Source organism: Mycoplasmopsis mustelae (assembly GCF_004365095.1).
GTDB lineage: Bacteria > Bacillota_I > Bacilli_A > Mycoplasmatales > Metamycoplasmataceae > Mycoplasmopsis > Mycoplasmopsis mustelae.
On the sequence record NZ_SOCN01000001.1, the window covers coordinates 319,990 to 338,712 of the forward strand.

The following is an 18,723-nucleotide window of genomic DNA, read 5'->3' on the forward strand; positions in this document are numbered from 1 at the left end:
AATTAGCAGAAAACACATTTTGTGGATGTGTTTTTTTATCTAAATAAAGGAAATTATGCAAGAAATTAACGCAATAGAATTTGTGGGTATTTGCAAGTCGTTCGGTCAAATTAAAGCTAACCAAAATATTTCATTTAAAGTTAAAAAAGGTACCATTCACGCCTTAATCGGTGAAAATGGTGCTGGTAAAAGTACTTTAATGTCAATATTATTTGGACTTTATGAACCTGATAAAGGTTATATTAAAGTTAATAACAAAGAGGTTTTAATTAAACAACCAAACGATGCAAATAAACTACGCATCGGAATGGTACATCAGCATTTTAAATTAGTAGATGTATATACTAATTTAGAAAATATTGTTTTAGGCGCAGAGGATAATAATAAGATAACCAAAATTATTGATTATAAACCTGCAATAAGAAAAATAAAAGCCATTCAAGAAACTTTTAATCTTTATTTTGACTTAAATAAAATAACCGGAAAAGAAACGGTTGCAACTCAACAAAAAGTCGAAATTATGAAAATGCTATATCGTGATTCTGATATCTTAATTTTTGATGAACCGACTGCTGTTTTAACTGACCAAGAGATTCAAGGTTTATTAGAAACATTTAAATTATTCAGATCACAAGGTAAAACCATTCTTTTCATCTCACATAAATTGGGTGAAATAAAAGAGGTTTCCGATCATGCTACCGTATTACGTTTAGGCAAGGTAACAGGTGACTTCGACGTTAAAGATGTATCAATTGAAGAAATGGCCACTCGTATGGTTGGTGAAGAAGTTGAAATAGCCAGAAACGAATACACCAACACTTCCAATAATCCTATTGTACTTAGTTTAAAAAATATTACAACAACTGGTGAAAAACCTTTGAAAGATATTTCTTTAGACGTAAGATCTGGTGAGATTGTAGCCATCGCTGGTGTTGAAGGAAATGGTCAATTAGATTTAGAATACGTTGTTAGCGGAATGAAGAAACCCGAAACTGGTGATGTTTTACTATCGAAGACTGAATTAACAAACCAAAGACTTAAAGACATCAAAAAAAGTAACTTTATTAATTCATATACATACTTAAGTATTTCTATTTTATTATTCATTTTATCACTAGTATTTTATTTAATAACACCTACCACAAGCGATCAAATTTATACTTTTAAAATCTTAGGAACACTATTTATTTTAAGTTTTGCTATATTTTTGGTAATCTTTATAAAAAAACAATTTGGTTGATTGATTAGTAAATATATTAACCAAATAGAGAAAAATCCTTGGCATAGGCTACACCGTTCTCAGAAGAATTTTGCTAGAAGTTCTATTATTTTAAGTGCTATTAGTTTTTTAGGATTTCTTATTTATATTCTTTTATTAAGCTCTTTAAAATCAGGTCCTATGCAACTTACAAATTGAATAGGATCAATCTCATTTTATATTATCGGATTTTTAATTATTTTATTAATGTCCGCTAGTTGAATAATAACGCAATATTATGTAGTTTTTGCTTCCGAATTAGGTGTTAAGACATGTAATAAATTACAAAAATTAAGTTATATAACTACAGGAACAGTGATCACAAACGTATTATTTACTTTCATAACTTTTATAACAATTTTTGGTTTTTATAAAAGTCAAACATTTGATTTTGTTAGTGTAATTTATACATATATCGCAATGGGAGAAATAACATTTATTACATTTACAATAATGATTGTTAATATTGCTTTAGTGTTTAAAGAAGATTATCAAAAAATGCAGACACAAACTATCGACGATTCATTTCTTTCATTAAACAATTTCAGCGTTCGCGATATTTCTCGTTTAGGTTTAACCTTTATACCTAGCGACAGACATAAACATGGATTAGTCTTAGATTATAACATTAAAAGCAATACAGTTTTAAGACGCCTATGAGATGCAGAATTCATCAAATTTGGAATTTTAAGAGATGCAAAAATTAAAAAAGAAAATCAAATAATTATTGACAAATTCGATGTTCGTGGTGCTAGAAAAGGTCTTTCTCAAGCACGCCAATTATCTGGTGGAAACCAACAAAAATTTATTGTTGGTCGCGAAATGAATACACCACATGATTTTATTTTAATTGTACAACCAACTCGTGGTTTAGACGTTGGGGCTATTAAAAATATTCACGAACAAATTTTATTAGAAAAGAAAAACGGAAAGGCTATTTTACTAATTTCATATGAGTTAGATGAAGTTTTAGCATTAGCAGATAAGATTGCAGTTATTAATAGTGGTGAAATTTTAGCAATAAAAGATGTTAAAAACCTAAGTAGAACCGAAATTGGTATTTATATGGCACACAAGAAAGGGGCAGAAGTTCATGCAAAAGCATAATTCACAAGCAAATAAGTTTGCTAACTTTATGGAATCAACTCGTCGCTTCTTTCAATTTGAAGATAAAAAGAACACAAGACGTAAAATTTATTCTTCATTATGATCAATCTTTTTTGGTCTTTTATTAGCCTCGATAATTTATTGAATTATTGGTTCAACAGGCAAAAACGCGCAGAACACTACAATCTTTACTTTTATTTCATATGTGTTTTCTTTTGCTACCGATTCATTAAAAACTAAAGACTTGTTATTATATTTCATCTTCTTTGGATTTGCCGGTTTAGGTGTCTCGCTTGGTTTTAAATCTGGATTGTTTAACATCGGGGTGGCCAACCAAATGACTACACCTGCTATTATCTTTTTTACAATTTTAATCTCGGCAAGAATGGACACAAATAATATTCCCACTGCTTATTTAATCTTAATGCTTTTTATATTTATGATTGTCGGTTTTATAATGGGATCTATTTCCGGAATTCTAAAAGCTTATTTTAGGGTTCACGAAGTTATTTCAACAATATTTTTAAATTGAATTATCGCTTATTTATCACAATATTTATTTAATGCGAGAAACGGTGCTTTTGGTTCTGATGCAAATCAATGATTTTCAGAAATTGGTGGTACAGCAACCATTTTCATAGAAGAAAATACAATTTTTAATTTTATATACGTTGGAATAATATTAGTTATAGTTGCTTCTGCTGTAATTTGATTTATATATTCAAAAACCACAATTGGTTATAAAATAAAAATGGTTGGATTGAACAAAACCAATGCTAAATATGTGGGAATTAACGAAAAAATTATGACAGTAATAGTCATGGGTATTTCCGGTGGTTTAATTGGAATTGGTGGATTTTTCTACATTATCTTACAAAATGGTGCTTTATTAGCCAAAGGAGCCCCGCTCACAATAGGATTTGATTCTATAGCAATAGCACTAATAGCTTTAAATAGTCCAATTGGAGTAATATTAACATCTTGATTATATAGCTTCTTATATACTTCCGAATCCTTCTTCCAATCAGTACCTCAAGGAAGCGAACAAATTAAGTCAGAATTCTTTATGCTAATTTATGGAATTATAATTTTTATAGCTTCACTTTCATTGATGTTCTATAAATTTAGAGTAATGAGATGATTCGCCAAATATAGTTATCTAATCACCAATAAAGCATATTGAAAAAAATTTAATATATATTGAAAACACAAATTTAATGAAACAATCCCTGGTCGTTTTAAACTAATTCATAATTGAATACTTTTACAAAATAAGAAAATAAAATTTAAAAAGCAACAAAAAGAATATGAAAACTACGTTGCCCAAGAAATTCTAAGATCAAAACAATATACTAACGAAAAACTTATGCAAATGTACAACGAATTTTCAAAGAAAAAAGTTGAGCAAATTCAGAAAATGGAAAGTTATGGTTTAAATGATTATACTGATAAATTAAATATATTTAAAAACAATAAACACACTATGAAAGTAAAATATAATGAATTTAAAGAAGATTTATATATAAAATTTTTGGATTTAATTAAACAAAAATATTTTAAAATCTTTAAAATAACCGAAGGAGACGCATAATGGAAGTCATATTATCACATGCTGTATTCTTCTTTTGTATTTTACTTTTAGGTACTATTTCTGGAATTTTTTCAGAGCGCGCCGGAATTGTAAATATTGCTATTAATGGTTTCATGGTTTTTGGAGCCGTGATATATGGTGGATATTCAACATTGTTTACTGAAGTCTTTAAATGGCAAAGTCTTTGATCTAACATTCCACTAATGTTTTTATCATCTATAACTACTATTTTATTTGCGTTATTATTTGGGTTTGCTGTAATTAAATTAAGAGCAGATCAAACCGTAGTTGGGTTTGCAATAAATATTTTAGCCGCAGGAATTGCTGCTTTAATGGTCTTATTAATTAGTCAAAAAGTTTTTGGTGGGATATATTTATCATTTAGAGAACGTCAAGAATTAGCTTTAAATACAGATGATAGTAAATTTGGTAATATTATTTCGTTAAAAGTATTTGTTACAGTAATTATTGCATTTTTTTCTTGATTTGCACTAAGAAAAACAAAATGAGGTTTGAGATTTCGTGCGATAGGGGAAAATCCACAAGCAGCCGATGTTGCTGGTATTAACGTTAACAAAATTAAATGAGAAGCGTTAGTAATTGTAGGTATTATTTCAGGTGTCGCTGGTTCTATATTTATACAATCAAATTACCTCGCAAACTTCTCTCTTACAAAAGATGTTAATGGTTTTGGATTCATTGCCTTATCTATTATGATTACTTCAAGATGAAAAGTTTCGCTATCTATTTTAGTATCTGCATTTTTTTCATTACTATTATCGGTTTCATTTTACGGTACTGTTTCATTCGGGCCTTCGTTTGAACCGTATAAAAACATTTTCCAAGCCTTACCTTATGCAGTAACCTTGATTGTCTTAATCTTAACAAGCAAAAATACTCAAGGTCCGGCCGCGGCGGGTATTCCTTATGACAAAAGTAAACGTTAAAAAAGCCATCTATACAGATGACTTTTTTAAATATTATGCTTCACTTGCTATCTTAACTAACATTGAGAATGTTTTTGGTTCATTAATAGCTAATTCTGAAAGCATTTTACGGTTAATTGTAACATTCGCTTTTTTAAGTCCGCTAATAAATCTCGAATAACTCATTCCTTCTGCTCTAGTTGCAGCATTAATACGTGCAATTCATAGTTTACGGAAGTTTCTTTTTACTTGTTTACGGTCTCTAAAAGCATAAGTTCATGATTTTATAACTGCTTGTTTGGCAACTTTATAACCAATTGATTTATGACCAAAATATCCTTTAGCTAACTTTAGTCATTTTTTACGTCTTGCTCTTGTAACTGTTCCACCTTTAACTCTTGCCATCTTAATTTCCTTTCATTAATTTTAGTGATCTTGCAGAAAAATAAATAACAAGATTAAATAAGTGCTTTAAATCTTTTGAGGTCGCTTTTTGACATTTGAACTGACTTACGGGCTTGACGTTTTTGTTTGGTTGTTTTATTCTGCGCTAAGTGTGAACGGTAAGCTTGTTCTCTTAAGATTTTACCAGTTCCTGTAACCTTGATACGCTTTTTCAAAGCGCTCTTAGTTTTCATCTTTGGCATTTGTTTCTCCTTCTTGAGAACCTTTTTGCTCATTAACATTAAGATTCTTTTCTTTTAAGTATTTAGCGATTTTTGTTTTATTTGGTTGGAGATTCATATCTAAGAAACGTTCATTAACTAATTTTGGTTCAGTAGTTTTATCAGCTACATTTTCAACTTTTGCAAAAAATCTTTGCAACACACTTTCGCCTAAATCTTTTCTTCCTAATTCGCGCCCTCTTAGTTTTACAGAAACCTTAATACGGTCGCCTTTTAAAAGAAATTCTTGAGCTTTTTTTGCTTTTGTAACTAAATCATTCTCACCAATTAACGGAGTTAAACGAATTTCACGATTTTGAATATTAGTTTGTTTTTCTTTGATTTCTTTTTGACGTTTTTTACGGTCGTATTTAAATTTTCCATAATCTAAAATTCTTGCGATAGGTTTAGGATCAATGCTAATTAAAACTAAATCCATTTTTTCACTCTTAGCTAATTCTATAGCTTCAGATGTAGTTTTTACACCTATTTTTTCACCAGTGCTTCCGATTAAGAAAACCTTTGGATAAGGAATATCATTATTAACATAATGCTCTGAAGCAGGTTTTTTTCTTTTATCTTGAATAGTAATACTCTCCTTAAATAATTAAAAAGTTTGATTCGCTCTCCTACTAAAAAAGTATCAGAAGTATGATACATTTTAATTGTAGCTAAACCCAAGGCTATGGCCATCAGGTGAGATGTAATCTACTTTCTGCAATTAAATTATGTAATATTTTAGATTGCTTTCTAATTTTATCATATTTAATTGCTTATATAAATTTGCTCAATATTATTTTTAAAACTTTTACATCTACGTGTAAGTTAAAAAACTTTCTATTTTATAAAAATATTGAAAAATTCCTTATTTTAGAATTCATCTTTATATTTTTGTGCTACTTTTTCTAGTTTCCGAAATCAATGATTAATTCCGCTTTTGCTAATAATAATATTATGTTCTTTTTGAAGTTGCTTTGCTAAATCAGTAAGAGAAATTCAGGGATTTTCTAATTTAATTTCAAATGAAATTAATTGTTGAGAATCAAATAATTCTATAAGTTTATGTTGTTTAATGAATTTAATATTCTCTAGATGTTTATTAGAACTATAAACAATTTTTTTTAGATTAGAAATATCTATATTATTCATTCGGTTTGTTACATTTTCCATATCACGACCAATTTTTATATTTTGCAAATTAAATCAGGATTTTTTCGCACCAATTGCGGATAAAAAATCTAATAAATAATCTAACTTTTTTGTATATGCTACATATTTTTCTTTACGCGTTAGCATATGAAATTCAAATTCGTATTCATTTAATTTATCAATAATATCTTTAGTATGTTGTTGATAATTAGTTTTTAGTTCCAAGTGATAAGAAGTAGAATTTTTATCAGAAATACTTCCCCCACCTACAAAAATTCCGGCAAAGAAAAAAGTTAAATTATTTTTAAAATTCATTGAAAAATTAATTTTAAAGTCTTTTTTTAAAATTTTAATTTTAGTGTTGCTTGTGTCCTTTTGAAATAAGATGTTAATTTTATATAACTTAAGCACTACTTTATTTGCGATATAACTATTGCGAAGATTTAAAATATAATGATCATCATTTATAATAGCATTAGAAAAAATTAAACCATTCAAAAAAGAAACGATTTCATCGTTTTTTTTAATATTATTAATAATTTCTTTTTTAATTTCTCTCGAAAACGAAAGTTTATTGCTTTTATTTTGCATATTTTAATTTTACAAAAATCTATTTAGAATTTATAGAATCTTAATATAAATAATTAAAAATATATTTATAAATCTATAATTAAAAAATAATATTTCTAAAGTCAAAGATATTGAATTAAGAAATAATGATATAGATTCTGCAACTAAAAAAATTAATATTTTTAATATCAAACTTTTTTCCAAGTTTTATAAGGTAATTTTTGTAAAATATGCAACAATAAGTCGTTTCAACAACATTCCTACAAAAGTTTTATTAAAAAATAAATCGCTAACTCACTTAATAATTTTCGAAATATCTTTGTTTAACTTAATAAACACTCCAGAAATATCATTAATTACTTTGTTTATACTTGAAAACTACTTTTTTTCGTTATTTTGCATTATTTATAGAGAAAATAATTTAAACTTAAACAACATCCTTATCAATAATTTAAATTCTCTGTTTTTAGATTATTTTTATTTTAATAATTATTTAAAATCATTGAAAAGAACTAATAATGAACTAATTTTTCTAATATCTGTCTAGAGTAGGAAATCAAGTTTCGAAAAGTACCAAACGGTCAAACATATTTATCAAAATGTGATTTATTTCAAACTTTAAAAAGTTTATTAATTTTTTCTTTTAATATATGATTTTTTCTTTTTTTTCCTTTCTATATCTTTATTCTTAAAATTTCATTATAATTAAAATAACTTTTAAAATACTATAAGGATTGATTATGAAAAAAATTTCAAAATATGTGAAGGTTTCATCGCTGGCAAGCGTTGCTAATATTGCGCTAATTTCTTGTCAAGCCCAAGAAACACCACAACAAAAACAAATAAATTTAGTTGATATAACTTATAGTAACATCACTGAAAGCTCAATTCAAATAAAGTTAGAATTTAATCAAAAACTAAAAAAGAATTCAAATGTTAAATTAGATATTAACAAAAAAATTTATCAGATAAATTTAAAAACCGATACCAATATTGTAAATTTTAATATTACATCTCTAAACGCACACACAATGTATGAAATAAATAATTTAAAAATTAGCGATATGGAAATTTCATTAAAAAGTATTAACAATAAATCATTTAAAACTAATAAAAAAGAGATTTTAGAAAATAACCTTCTAGGAACAAAAATAAATGATGTAAAAATGAATTCTGCTTCAATAAATTTTATCTTCGCACATAACATTACCCAAAACAAGAAGGAGATAACGTTAACTATAAATTCAAAAAGTGTTAATGTCAAAAAAAATAGTATTGATAAAAATATCCTAACTGCAGAGCTTGATAATTTAAATATAAATACAATTTATACAATTACTAATCTAAATTTTATGAATCAAAAATATCTAATAAATTTAACTTTTCAAACTCTAAAAAACAAAATAGAAAAATCTGAACAAAAACCAACAGGCCCTGAAACATCTATTCAGGATCAAAATACCAACGAACCGACAAAACAGCATGCAAAAAATCCTAAACCAAATAAACCAGAAATTTCCAAACCTACCGAACTTGATAAACTTGAAAATCAACTACCAAAAGAACCAAATAAAACTATTAATACTGAAGATAACCCAAAAATTCAAAATGAGACATCTATTCCGGGTGTTTATAAAAAAACAAACGAATACGGAAATGTATATGACTTGCAAAAAGCAAATTTACTACAAAAAAATGAAATAAACATTAAAAATAGTGATTCTTTCAATGAATTAAACAAAAATAATTTAATAACCAAGCACAACTTTTACACACAATATTTTAATGTTTTAGAAAATTATAATAAAAAAGAACAGGTCGAAAAAGAAACCACATTAATAGAAAAAACCAATATGGTTGATATTGATAATATTACAATTGGTAATAATCATATAACTCTAAATTTAAGTAATCAATCAAATCAAACAATAACATCTGCAGTGGTTTTAGTTAAAAGTTTTGATCATCATAATCCTTGAAGTAAATATATAAATTTAAATATTAATAATGGTCTAGCAACATTTTCAAAAAAATTATTAAATAATTCAATTAACAAATATATTATTACTGAAATCATTATTAATAAGGAATTTAAACAAGTTTATAATATTGCCACAAAATACAAATTTAAAACTTCGCCTCAAATAACAAACTTAAATTTAGAAAATTTTGATATTTATAAAAATGAAAATTCTAAAGAAATTTTTGCAACCGCAGGTTTCAACCTAACAAATGAACAATGACAAATTCTATATGATAAAGTTTTTGTATTTTATTTTGAGGTAAAACCTAAAGTATTTACTCCTGAAAAAGACCTTTTTGATCAAACCATTAATAATAATGATAATTTTGATGAGAAAAACACTGTTCAAACATTCAAAAAAATTTACATTCCATTTAAACAATTACAAAAATTTTCATTAGCTGCTTTTCAAGAACAAATTTTATATAAACTAAAATATATAGATGTTGTAAATTCTGGTAGTTATCTGAATTTTTTAGACCGTATAGATATTTCAAATAAAAATATTGCTTTTGCATATAATTTTGATTGAAACAATTCAAATATACACCTAAAAGATCAACTGTATGAAAATGATACAAAATTAGATAACAATCTTTATTTAAACCATGGGGGCTTGGTAATCAAACAAGATTTAAAATTAGAAAATAATAAGGAAAATGCAAAAACTAAGATTAATTTTTCTATTAAAAACTTTGCTAACTTGTTAGATTTTAATTATGATTTTTATAATCTCACACATAGATTTGCAAATAATAACTTTAAACAAAATAAAAAAGATTTTACTTTATTTAAAAACTCAAAACAACAAGATATTCACTGATTCAAAACCAGGGACTATTTAAATAATGCAATCTTTAAAATTAATGATGCTAAAACAGAAGCCGTTGCAACTGTGAATTTAAATGATATTAATATGCAAACAAGCGTTAATGATGAAGATGTGATTTTTTGATTTGTTTTTGAATTAGACTTAAATCCAAGAAAATCATATAATTTGACAGAAATAAATGATATTCCTTCGCGCGTTCGAGTTCCTGTTTCCTTAAAAAATATTAAACAGAAGCAACAAATGAATAATATCGATTTCCTTTTTGATTATATCGCTGAAGACAATTTATATCAGCAAAGTTTATATCAAAAAATAAAAAACAAAATTCAATTTAATTTAATTTTTCAAAATAATCGTTTATCATTGCAAATAACTTCTAGAAATAGTAATTTTAAATTTTATGATAACTTAACACTACACAATTTCCAAAACGAATCAGGTGGTTATATAAATCGTTTTGATTTCTTTGTAAACTGAGTTCAAGATAAAAAAACCAAAACCAAACAAATTACTTATCAACAACAAAAGAAATTAGATGCCAACTCCCTTTTAGGAGAGTCAACAGCATACAATAATACTTATGAGTTAAAAGCTTCTGATTATAGTGCAAATGGAGAAACTACCCCAAAACTTTTAGAAGAATTACCAAAAAAAGAAGATAGAGGGAAACGTCTGTTTAAGGAAGCAAAATCTGTAGCATTAAACGAATCTAGAAGTCGTGCATTTTCAATTGAAAAAAATTTAGATGGAACTTGAAATATTTTTGCAAAAGTTAATGATAATCCTAACGATTATCGCTTCTATGCTTTTGTTAACTACCACGTATGAGATACCTTAATAAACCAATATGCAGATTTAAATAAAATTGCTAAAAAGACAGTTACAAAAACACAACAAAAAATCGAATTTACAACGATTGATTTAATTGCTCCAACTTTAATTAATAAACCTGTTGACTTAAGACGTCCGGTTTATACAGATCAAAACAAAGGTTTATCACCAGAAGGTAATATATTTACTTACCATATTCCAAATGATAAACAAGGGATTATTTATAATTTGTTTATAGACTTTTCAAGACATTTTAATAATGATGGTTTAGATACATTTAAGGATAATTTTGCTGAGGTTTCTAATAAAACAAACATTCATAGTAAGTTAGACACCATTATGGTGATAATTGACTTTAAAACTCTTTTTGAAGAATTTCAAAACAAAAACCTAGAAACTTATATATATCAAGAAAAGTTATTAACTCAACAACAAAAAGACGCAATTCAACACTTTCTAAACTTTAAAAACTTAAAACCATTAAAACTTTCTAGTTTATCAATGTTTTTAAACTCATTTAATAACTTAAATTTTTATATTTCCACACTACCTAAAACTAGACTCTGCGGTGAAAACCCGGATTGCATTAACAAAGACACAGCATACGGTTTAAGATATCGTGAATATATTATTGGAAATAATCCAATTCAAATCAATGATTCTGCAAATATTGTCGAAACTATCGGAACGGCTATTAGTGGTTTAGTTGAAGATTTTGATTGATTTAGTGGTTCATCAGGTTCCGGTGTTTATGATTATCAAGGTAATCTTATCGGATTAGATAATCAAGGTGGCAGTTGAAGTTCTAATGGATTTTTAGTTTTTGATACACCACAATTTGCACACTTTGGAAACAGTGAATTAAACCTAAATCCAAGAACATTCTATGAAATAATCAAAAAACTAGCATATTTATATCCGAATAAATACAAAGATATTTTTAAAGAGAGGTAATCTAAAGTTTCTAAAAATAAATACATAAAAAGCTTTTTTACCTATAGTACAGATTAAAAAGCCATATGTTTATTAAATTTACTTGTTAATTTTAAAAACACACGAGACTATAAAGACTATAAAAAGTTTAATGTATAGCAAATATATAGCGAAAAAAAATCGTCTTTTGTTTAAATATAGGCAAAAACGATTTTTTAATTCACCAAACTGGGAAACCAAAAAACAGTACATCCGTACTGCTTAAATTAATTTGTTTCTAACTTTTCAGCTAATTTACGCGCTTCTTCTAATTTAACACTAAAGAAGCTGGTAACTCCACGTTTTTGCATTGTTGCACCAAATAATGCATCTACACGAGACATTGTACCTGGACGGTGAGTTATAACTAAAAATTGGGTTTGCTGTTTTAGTTCTTGTAAGTATTCTGCATATCTGACAACATTTGCTTCATCTAAGGCTGCTTCTACCTCATCTAAAATACAAAGTGGTAAAGGTCTAGCTTTTAAAATTGCAAATAATAAAGATATAGCGATCAATGATTTTTCACCGCCCGAGAAAAGTTTAAGATTTTTTACACTTTTACCTGGAGGTTGTGCATAAATACTAATTCCGCTTTCTAGAATATTTTTTGGATCAACAAATTTAACTTCTGCGGTTCCACCACCAAACATTGATGAAAACACCTTATGCATTTCTTGATTTACATCATCAACAATATTAGTTAGACGAGCAACTATTTTCTTATCCATTTCTTCAATCGCTTCTTCACAAATGCGTTTTGCTTCTAAAACCTCATCTCGGTTTTTTACATTAAATTCATAACGCTCTTCAACTTCTTGTAATTGTTCAATGGATTCTAAATTAACATTACCTAATTCAGCAATTTCAGCGCGAAGTTCTTTTACTAATGCTTCAGCTGCTGCAGGAGCCATTGTTAGTGGATAATTTTCTTTAGCAAATTCCAAAGTAAGTGTGTAATGTCCAGATAATCTCTCTTTATGTTTTTCTAACATTACTCTTGAACGCTCACATTTAATGGTTTTTTCTTTGAATGAAGCACTTAAAGTTTGTAATAGTTTTGAAACTTTTTTGCGTTCTTCTTCTAAAATAGTTAATGAGGAATCTAGAGATTCTTTAATCTGTACATTTGAAGAAATATCAAAATTCAGAATACTTAAATCTTTTTCTAAACCTGAAATAGTTTCTTCAGAAATTGATAAATTATTTACATCGACTGTAATATTTTTACTTTGCGCAACTTGAGCTTCTGTTTTATATTTTTCGATTTGATTAAAAGTAGATTTAACATCAAAACCTAATTGTAATGATTGAGCATTATAGTTATTATAAAATGTTTTTTCGTTTGCTAATCGTTCTTGAATTCTTTGAATATTTTTTTCTGTTTCCTTAATTACTCCTTTGAGCCCAGGGAGTAAATTTTTTAATTCAACAATTTTATCATCTAAACCAATCACATCTTCACTAGTTTCGACGGTTCCACCAACCATAACACCACCAACACGGATAACATCTCCATCCTTAGTAACAATCATGTATTTGCGTTCCATAATTGTTGCGATTTCATTAGCAGTATTAACGTCTTCAACAACTACAACATTACCTAATAAGAAGCCATTTAATACTTTGTATTTTTCATCAATTTCAACTAAATCTTCAGCTATCCCTAAAAATCCAGGATGGTTTCTCGTTACTAATAAATAATCATCTCGTATGAATTTTGGTTTTATTGAAGCGAGTGGAATAAATGTCGCTCTACCACCATTATTCTTTTTTAAAAAATTAATTAATTTTACAGCAGTGTCAGAATGATCTACTACTATATATTGTGCCGCATTTTTTAGGATAGTTTCGATTGCGGTTTGATATTCGTGTGGTACTTTAATTAAATCGGCCACCATACCTACGAAACCTTTAAAAAGGACTTTATTTTCTAAAACAGTTTTTGTTCCTTTGTAAAGATTAGTGTGTTTATTCTTCTTTTCTTCTAATAATTCTAATTTAGCAACTAATTGGCCTAATTTATTTTGGTAATCTTTGATTTTGATATTTCCATTGTTTATTGCATTTTCAAATTCTGAAATTTTAGCGGCTGATAAATTACGTTTCTCTTCCATTTCTTTAAAAGAATCAGTTAAATAACGATATTTATTTTCTAAGGTTCTTAATTCACCTAAAACTGCTTTAATTCTTTCTTCTTCAGAAACGTTTCCTTGTCCGCTTGCAATCAATTCTCTACGTGCCCGTTCGGAATTAATTGCACGTTCTAAAGTTTGAATTCTTGCTTGAATACCTTCTTTTTTACCACTAGCATCAGATAAAATTTTGTTTATTTTAAGAATTTCTTCACGCTTATTTAAAATTTTTTGATCAATATCTTCAATTTGATTGTTATAAGATTCTTCAGTTTCCTGAACCCCTGAAAGTTCTTCTGTTAAAGTTTTAAAAATTTCAGTATGCTTTTGAATTTCGTGCGCTAAATAACCAATTTCTACTTTTTTAAGCTCATCAACCATTGATTTATATTTCATTGCTTTTTCAGCATTTTTACGTAAAGGTACAAGTTGCTTTTCTAATTCTTTAATCGTTACATCAACACGCCCCAAAACATCTTCGGCACGCTCTAATTTCTTCAATGATTCGGCCTTACGAAACTTATACTTAGATACTCCGGCCGCTTCCTCAAAAATCAATCTACGGTCTTCATCTGATGAATGTGCAATATCAGATACGGTTCCTTGCGAAATGATTGCTAGCGAGCTTTTGCCAATTCCAGTTTCCATTGCAATTGCTTTAATATCCTTATGGCGACATTTTTCATTGTTTAGATAATATTCATTTATTCCTTTTCCACGCTCTAAAACACGTGAAATTGTAATAATATCGCTATCTACTGAACTTAATCTTTCTTTATTATCAAATGTTAAAGTAACTTGTGCGCGCTGCATCGGTTGCACAGTTTTAGAACCAGCAAAAATAACATCTTCCATTGAATCACCACGTAATTCTTTAGAACTTTGCTCTCCTAAAACTCAACGAATTGCATCATTTATATTACTTTTTCCTGAACCGTTCGGACCTACAATTCCTGCCACCCCACCATCAAAACGTAACACAATTGGGTCAGCAAATGATTTAAAACCTAATGCTTCAATTTTTATTAATTTCATTTATATCCCCTTCTTTTGCATCTTATCCAAAGCCGCTTTTGCCGCTTCAATCATTGCTTCTTTTTTTGAATGTCCTTTACCTACACCATAAACCATATCCTCATGTACCGCCCTCGCAGTAAAGAGTTTATTATTTTCTTCTAATACATAATGTATATTATTTTTACTGATACTTTGAAAATATTCTTGTAATTGAGTTTTAGGATCTTTGCCGCTACTAAACCCCTCACTAATAGTCATTTCATTCTCATCGTTTAACAAGTGCTTTTGCACAAAATTTCATGCAACTTGTAGTCCTTGATCAACAAAAATCGCGCCCAACATCGCCTCAAAAACATCTGCTTGAACTTTTAATGATTCAACAACATCGTTATGCATTTGGCCCGGTCCAGTTCGTAACATCTGTAATAAACCCAATCTTTTACTTACAGCACTTAAAGTTTCGGTTTGTACCGCCGAAGCTCTTCATCTAGTAAGCTCGCCTTGACTATTCTCACGAAATTTTTTAAACGAATAAGTAGAAGCAATAAAATTTAGCAATGAATCTCCTAAAAATTCTAACCGCTCATAATTTAAAGATTTAGTTTTATCATTAGTATTATATGACTTATGAGTGGTTGCTAACATATATCAATTTAAATTTTTAGGGACAATATTTTCTTGATCTAAAAATTCTAAAAGTCTGTCTTTTTTATTCATTTAAAGCACCTGTAAGTTTATTTAATAAATCTTTTTTTATTGCTTCATTCATTTGTTTTAGTGCATTATATAATGTTTTTCGATCTGAAGCACCATGTACTTTTAAAGCCAATGCATTCACACCTATCACTCAAGCACTAGCAACATTGCGATAATCTAATTTTAAAGCGATATTCTTAAATGCTTGCTTTAAAAATAAAGCACCAATTTTCGCTTTCAATGAGTTTTTAATTTCGTTTTTTAGTGAATTTTTAAAACTAGTAATTGCACCTTCATAACTTTTTATAATCAAGTTTCCACCATAACCATCAATTACACCAATATCAATTTGTCCATCTAATAAATTACGACTTTCAACGAAACCAATATAATTTAATGATTTATCATTTAAAATTAATTGATGTGCATCCCGAGTTATTTGTGGTCCTTTATAAGGTTCGGTCCCGATATTTACTAGCGAGATTTTAGGATTAGTTTTATCAAACATAGTCTGATAAAACACATCAGCTAATTTAGCTCATTCATACAAATATTCCGCTTTAATTTCTAAATTAGCGCCAACATCTAAAAGTAACATTTTTTGATTATTTAATGTTGAAATAATAGGCATAAATGCGGGTCTTGATAAATTTGGTAATCTTTTAGCTTTTAAAGTTAATGCACTAATATAAGAGCCTGAATCACCGCCAGAAATAATTCCATCTACTTGATTGTCTTGTAGAAGTTCAATCGCTTTATTCATTGAAGTTGGTTTCTTTAAACCACCAAGAATGTTACGCGGATCACTATTTTTATAATCATTAAAAATAACTTCTAAATTATTAAGTTGGCGGTCTGCTTTTTTGATATCACCGATTAAAATCACTTTTACGTCTTTGTTTTGCAAACAAAACTCTAAGGCAGCATCATAGGCAACCTGTGGTGATAAATCCAAACCATTAGCATCTAAAACAATACGATTCATTATTCAACCCCAATTAATAATTGATAATTAGGTTGTTTGCCTTCAACTATTTCCACTTCAACTTCAAAATTTGCTTCTATATAGTTACTTAATTCTCAAACTGTAGTAGTATCAATGTCATCACCATAATACATTGTTAAAAGTTGACTAGTAGGTTTAATCATTTTGGCAATTAATTTTTTAAACGTGTTATGAATCTTGCGTTCTGATAAAATTATATTTCCATTTAAAAGACCTAAATAATCACCTTTTTTGATATTAACTTTATTTAAGTTTGTTTTACGAGTTGATTTAGTTATCTCACCGGTTACAACATCCTTAATGCTATTTAGCATTAATTCTTCATTTTCTTTCAGAGTAAATTCGGGGTTAAAATTTAAAACCGCGGTCAATCCTTGAATTTGAGTTTTAGTAGGTATCACAACAACTTTTTTATCAGTAACAACTTGTGCGACTTGTTGCGCAACTAAAATAACATTAGAATTATTTGGTAAAATAAAGATATTTTTAGCATTTACTTTAGAAATCGCATTAATTAAATCTTGAGCAGATGGGTTTTGAGTTTGCCCTGATTCTACAACATAATCACACCCTAATTCGGTCATTCTAGAAACTATTCCACTCCCTAAATTACATGAAACAATTCCACATTCAGCCGCCTCTTCATCATTGTTTTTTTGATAGAGAGTTTTTGAATTGTTGGCCTGTAATGTCATATTTTCAGATTTAATTTTAATAAATTCACCATATTTCTGTGCAATATTCAAAAATTTTCCAGGTTGAATTGTGTGTCCATGAATCTTTAATAAATTATTATCATTCACTATTACTAACGATGAAGCAACTTGATTCATTTTTTTTGATAAAACCTTTTTATCAAAAGAAAATTGGTCTTTTAAATCAATTAAAACCTCGGTACAATAACCAAATTCACCATTATATATCTCGTTATCTGAAACAAAAACCGAAATATCTTCGTTTTGATCTGTTTTTTCAATAGGGTTTCCTTTTAAAAATTCATAAAAACCTTTAAAAATTAAATAAAGTCCTTCTCCACCACTATCAGTAACTCCCACTTCACGCAGGGTCTTTAGTTTATTGGGTGTTTCGTCACAACTTTTACGCGAAAATTCCAAAACTTTACTTCAAAAAGTTAGTAAATCTACATCAGTCTTTTCATCAAATTCATTATGTAACATTTCGGTTGTCTCACGAATTACTGTCAACATTGTTCCTTCAACCGGTGTAAAAACTGATTTATATGCTCTTTCTTTTGCGTCATCAAAGATTTTTAAAACGCTAGATAAATCTAACGCTGTTTTATGTTCACATCCTATAGCGAAACCCTTAAAAATTTGCGATAAAATCACGCCCGAATTTCCGCGCGCCTCATACATCATATTTAAAGCTAATTGTTTGGTAACTTCAGAAATAGGTAAATTAAAATAACTATCATCTAACTTAGCTATTGCTGAAGATATCGTTGAAGACATATTTGTTCCGGTGTCTCCATCAGGTACAGGGAATACATTTAAAGCATCAATTCGATTCTTTGCATTAATTAATAAATTTGTCCCTGAAAGCATTCCTTTTAAAAAAGTATGACTATCCAGTATTATTTTTGACATTACTTAATCCCTTCAATTATTATGGTTAGTTTATTGAATTTAAGTTGATTTTTTTTCATTTCAAAAGTTAGTCTTTGATGAAATTCGCTAATAATTACTCGCGCAAAAATACCTACAATTAAAGTAACTGAGATAAAAAAATTATATCCATTTGGTGTTGAAATTACATTCACACGATCAGTAAGAACTTCAGAATTAGAATTCTGTAAACCGGAGTTTTGTGCTAATTCATCAGTTAAAAAATTAATTTCCTTAATTCCTGGAATTGAAATTGCAATGTCTACGAGCATTTCTTTCAATTTTAAAATTTCCATTAAGACCTCTTAATTATTAAATCT

Annotated in this window: 13 protein-coding genes; 4 read left to right on the forward strand and 9 right to left on the reverse strand. The window is 27.9% G+C overall.

Annotated features, from left to right (window positions below; genetic code table 4):
- Positions 1-55: 55 nt before the first annotated feature.
- From BCF59_RS01375 to BCF59_RS01385, 3 genes are read left to right on the forward strand one after another with little or no spacing between them, the layout of a single operon-like run.
- On the forward strand, positions 56-2,365 hold the full coding sequence (locus BCF59_RS01375; protein WP_134110508.1) for an ATP-binding cassette domain-containing protein: 2,310 nt from the start codon (positions 56-58) through the stop codon (positions 2,363-2,365).
- On the forward strand, positions 2,352-3,956 hold the full coding sequence (locus BCF59_RS01380; RefSeq protein ID WP_134110510.1) for an ABC transporter permease: 1,605 nt from the start codon (positions 2,352-2,354) through the stop codon (positions 3,954-3,956). The genes BCF59_RS01375 and BCF59_RS01380 overlap by 14 nt, the downstream gene beginning before the upstream one ends.
- Positions 3,956-4,903, forward strand: coding sequence for an ABC transporter permease (locus BCF59_RS01385; protein WP_134110511.1), 948 nt, complete (start codon positions 3,956-3,958; stop codon positions 4,901-4,903). The genes BCF59_RS01380 and BCF59_RS01385 overlap by 1 nt, the downstream gene beginning before the upstream one ends.
- A 33-nt stretch (positions 4,904-4,936) precedes the next feature.
- On the opposite strand, the gene rplT is transcribed toward BCF59_RS01385, so the two are convergent.
- The 4 genes from rplT to whiA form a co-directional block, all read right to left on the reverse strand.
- Positions 4,937-5,287 carry a 50S ribosomal protein L20 gene (gene rplT / locus BCF59_RS01390; RefSeq protein ID WP_134110513.1) on the reverse strand — a complete coding sequence of 117 codons (351 nt, stop codon included), beginning with the start codon at positions 5,285-5,287 and terminating at the stop codon, positions 4,937-4,939.
- Between the two features lie 53 nt (positions 5,288-5,340).
- Positions 5,341-5,529, reverse strand: coding sequence for a 50S ribosomal protein L35 (rpmI, locus tag BCF59_RS01395; protein ID WP_134110515.1), 189 nt, complete (start codon positions 5,527-5,529; stop codon positions 5,341-5,343).
- Positions 5,510-6,133, reverse strand: a complete 624-nt coding sequence (gene infC, locus BCF59_RS01400; RefSeq protein WP_234851421.1) for a translation initiation factor IF-3 — start codon at positions 6,131-6,133, stop codon at positions 5,510-5,512. Before infC ends, rpmI begins: the two co-directional genes overlap by 20 nt.
- A 284-nt stretch (positions 6,134-6,417) precedes the next feature.
- Entirely contained in the window at positions 6,418-7,287 is an 870-nt protein-coding gene (gene whiA, locus BCF59_RS01405) for a DNA-binding protein WhiA (protein WP_134110518.1), read from the reverse strand.
- 719 nt (positions 7,288-8,006) lie between these two features.
- On the opposite strand from whiA, the gene BCF59_RS01410 reads away from it, so the two are divergent.
- A complete protein-coding gene (locus BCF59_RS01410) occupies positions 8,007-11,906 on the forward strand; it encodes a hypothetical protein (protein ID WP_134110520.1) in 3,900 nt (1,299 codons plus the stop codon).
- Between the two features lie 245 nt (positions 11,907-12,151).
- On the opposite strand, the gene BCF59_RS01415 is transcribed toward BCF59_RS01410, so the two are convergent.
- From BCF59_RS01415 to BCF59_RS01435, 5 genes are read right to left on the reverse strand one after another with little or no spacing between them, the layout of a single operon-like run.
- On the reverse strand, positions 12,152-15,094 hold the full coding sequence (locus BCF59_RS01415) for an AAA family ATPase (protein WP_134110522.1): 2,943 nt from the start codon (positions 15,092-15,094) through the stop codon (positions 12,152-12,154).
- Positions 15,095-15,793 carry a ribonuclease III gene (rnc, locus tag BCF59_RS01420; protein ID WP_134110524.1) on the reverse strand — a complete coding sequence of 233 codons (699 nt, stop codon included), beginning with the start codon at positions 15,791-15,793 and terminating at the stop codon, positions 15,095-15,097.
- Positions 15,786-16,757 carry a phosphate acyltransferase PlsX gene (gene plsX, locus BCF59_RS01425; RefSeq protein ID WP_134110526.1) on the reverse strand — a complete coding sequence of 324 codons (972 nt, stop codon included), beginning with the start codon at positions 16,755-16,757 and terminating at the stop codon, positions 15,786-15,788. The genes rnc and plsX overlap by 8 nt, the downstream gene beginning before the upstream one ends.
- Positions 16,757-18,385, reverse strand: coding sequence for a DAK2 domain-containing protein (locus BCF59_RS01430; RefSeq protein ID WP_134110528.1), 1,629 nt, complete (start codon positions 18,383-18,385; stop codon positions 16,757-16,759). Before BCF59_RS01430 ends, plsX begins: the two co-directional genes overlap by 1 nt.
- Positions 18,385-18,699: a hypothetical protein gene (locus BCF59_RS01435; protein WP_134110530.1), complete on the reverse strand. Its 315-nt coding sequence runs from the start codon at positions 18,697-18,699 to the stop codon at positions 18,385-18,387. The genes BCF59_RS01430 and BCF59_RS01435 overlap by 1 nt, the downstream gene beginning before the upstream one ends.
- Positions 18,700-18,723: the final 24 nt, after the last annotated feature.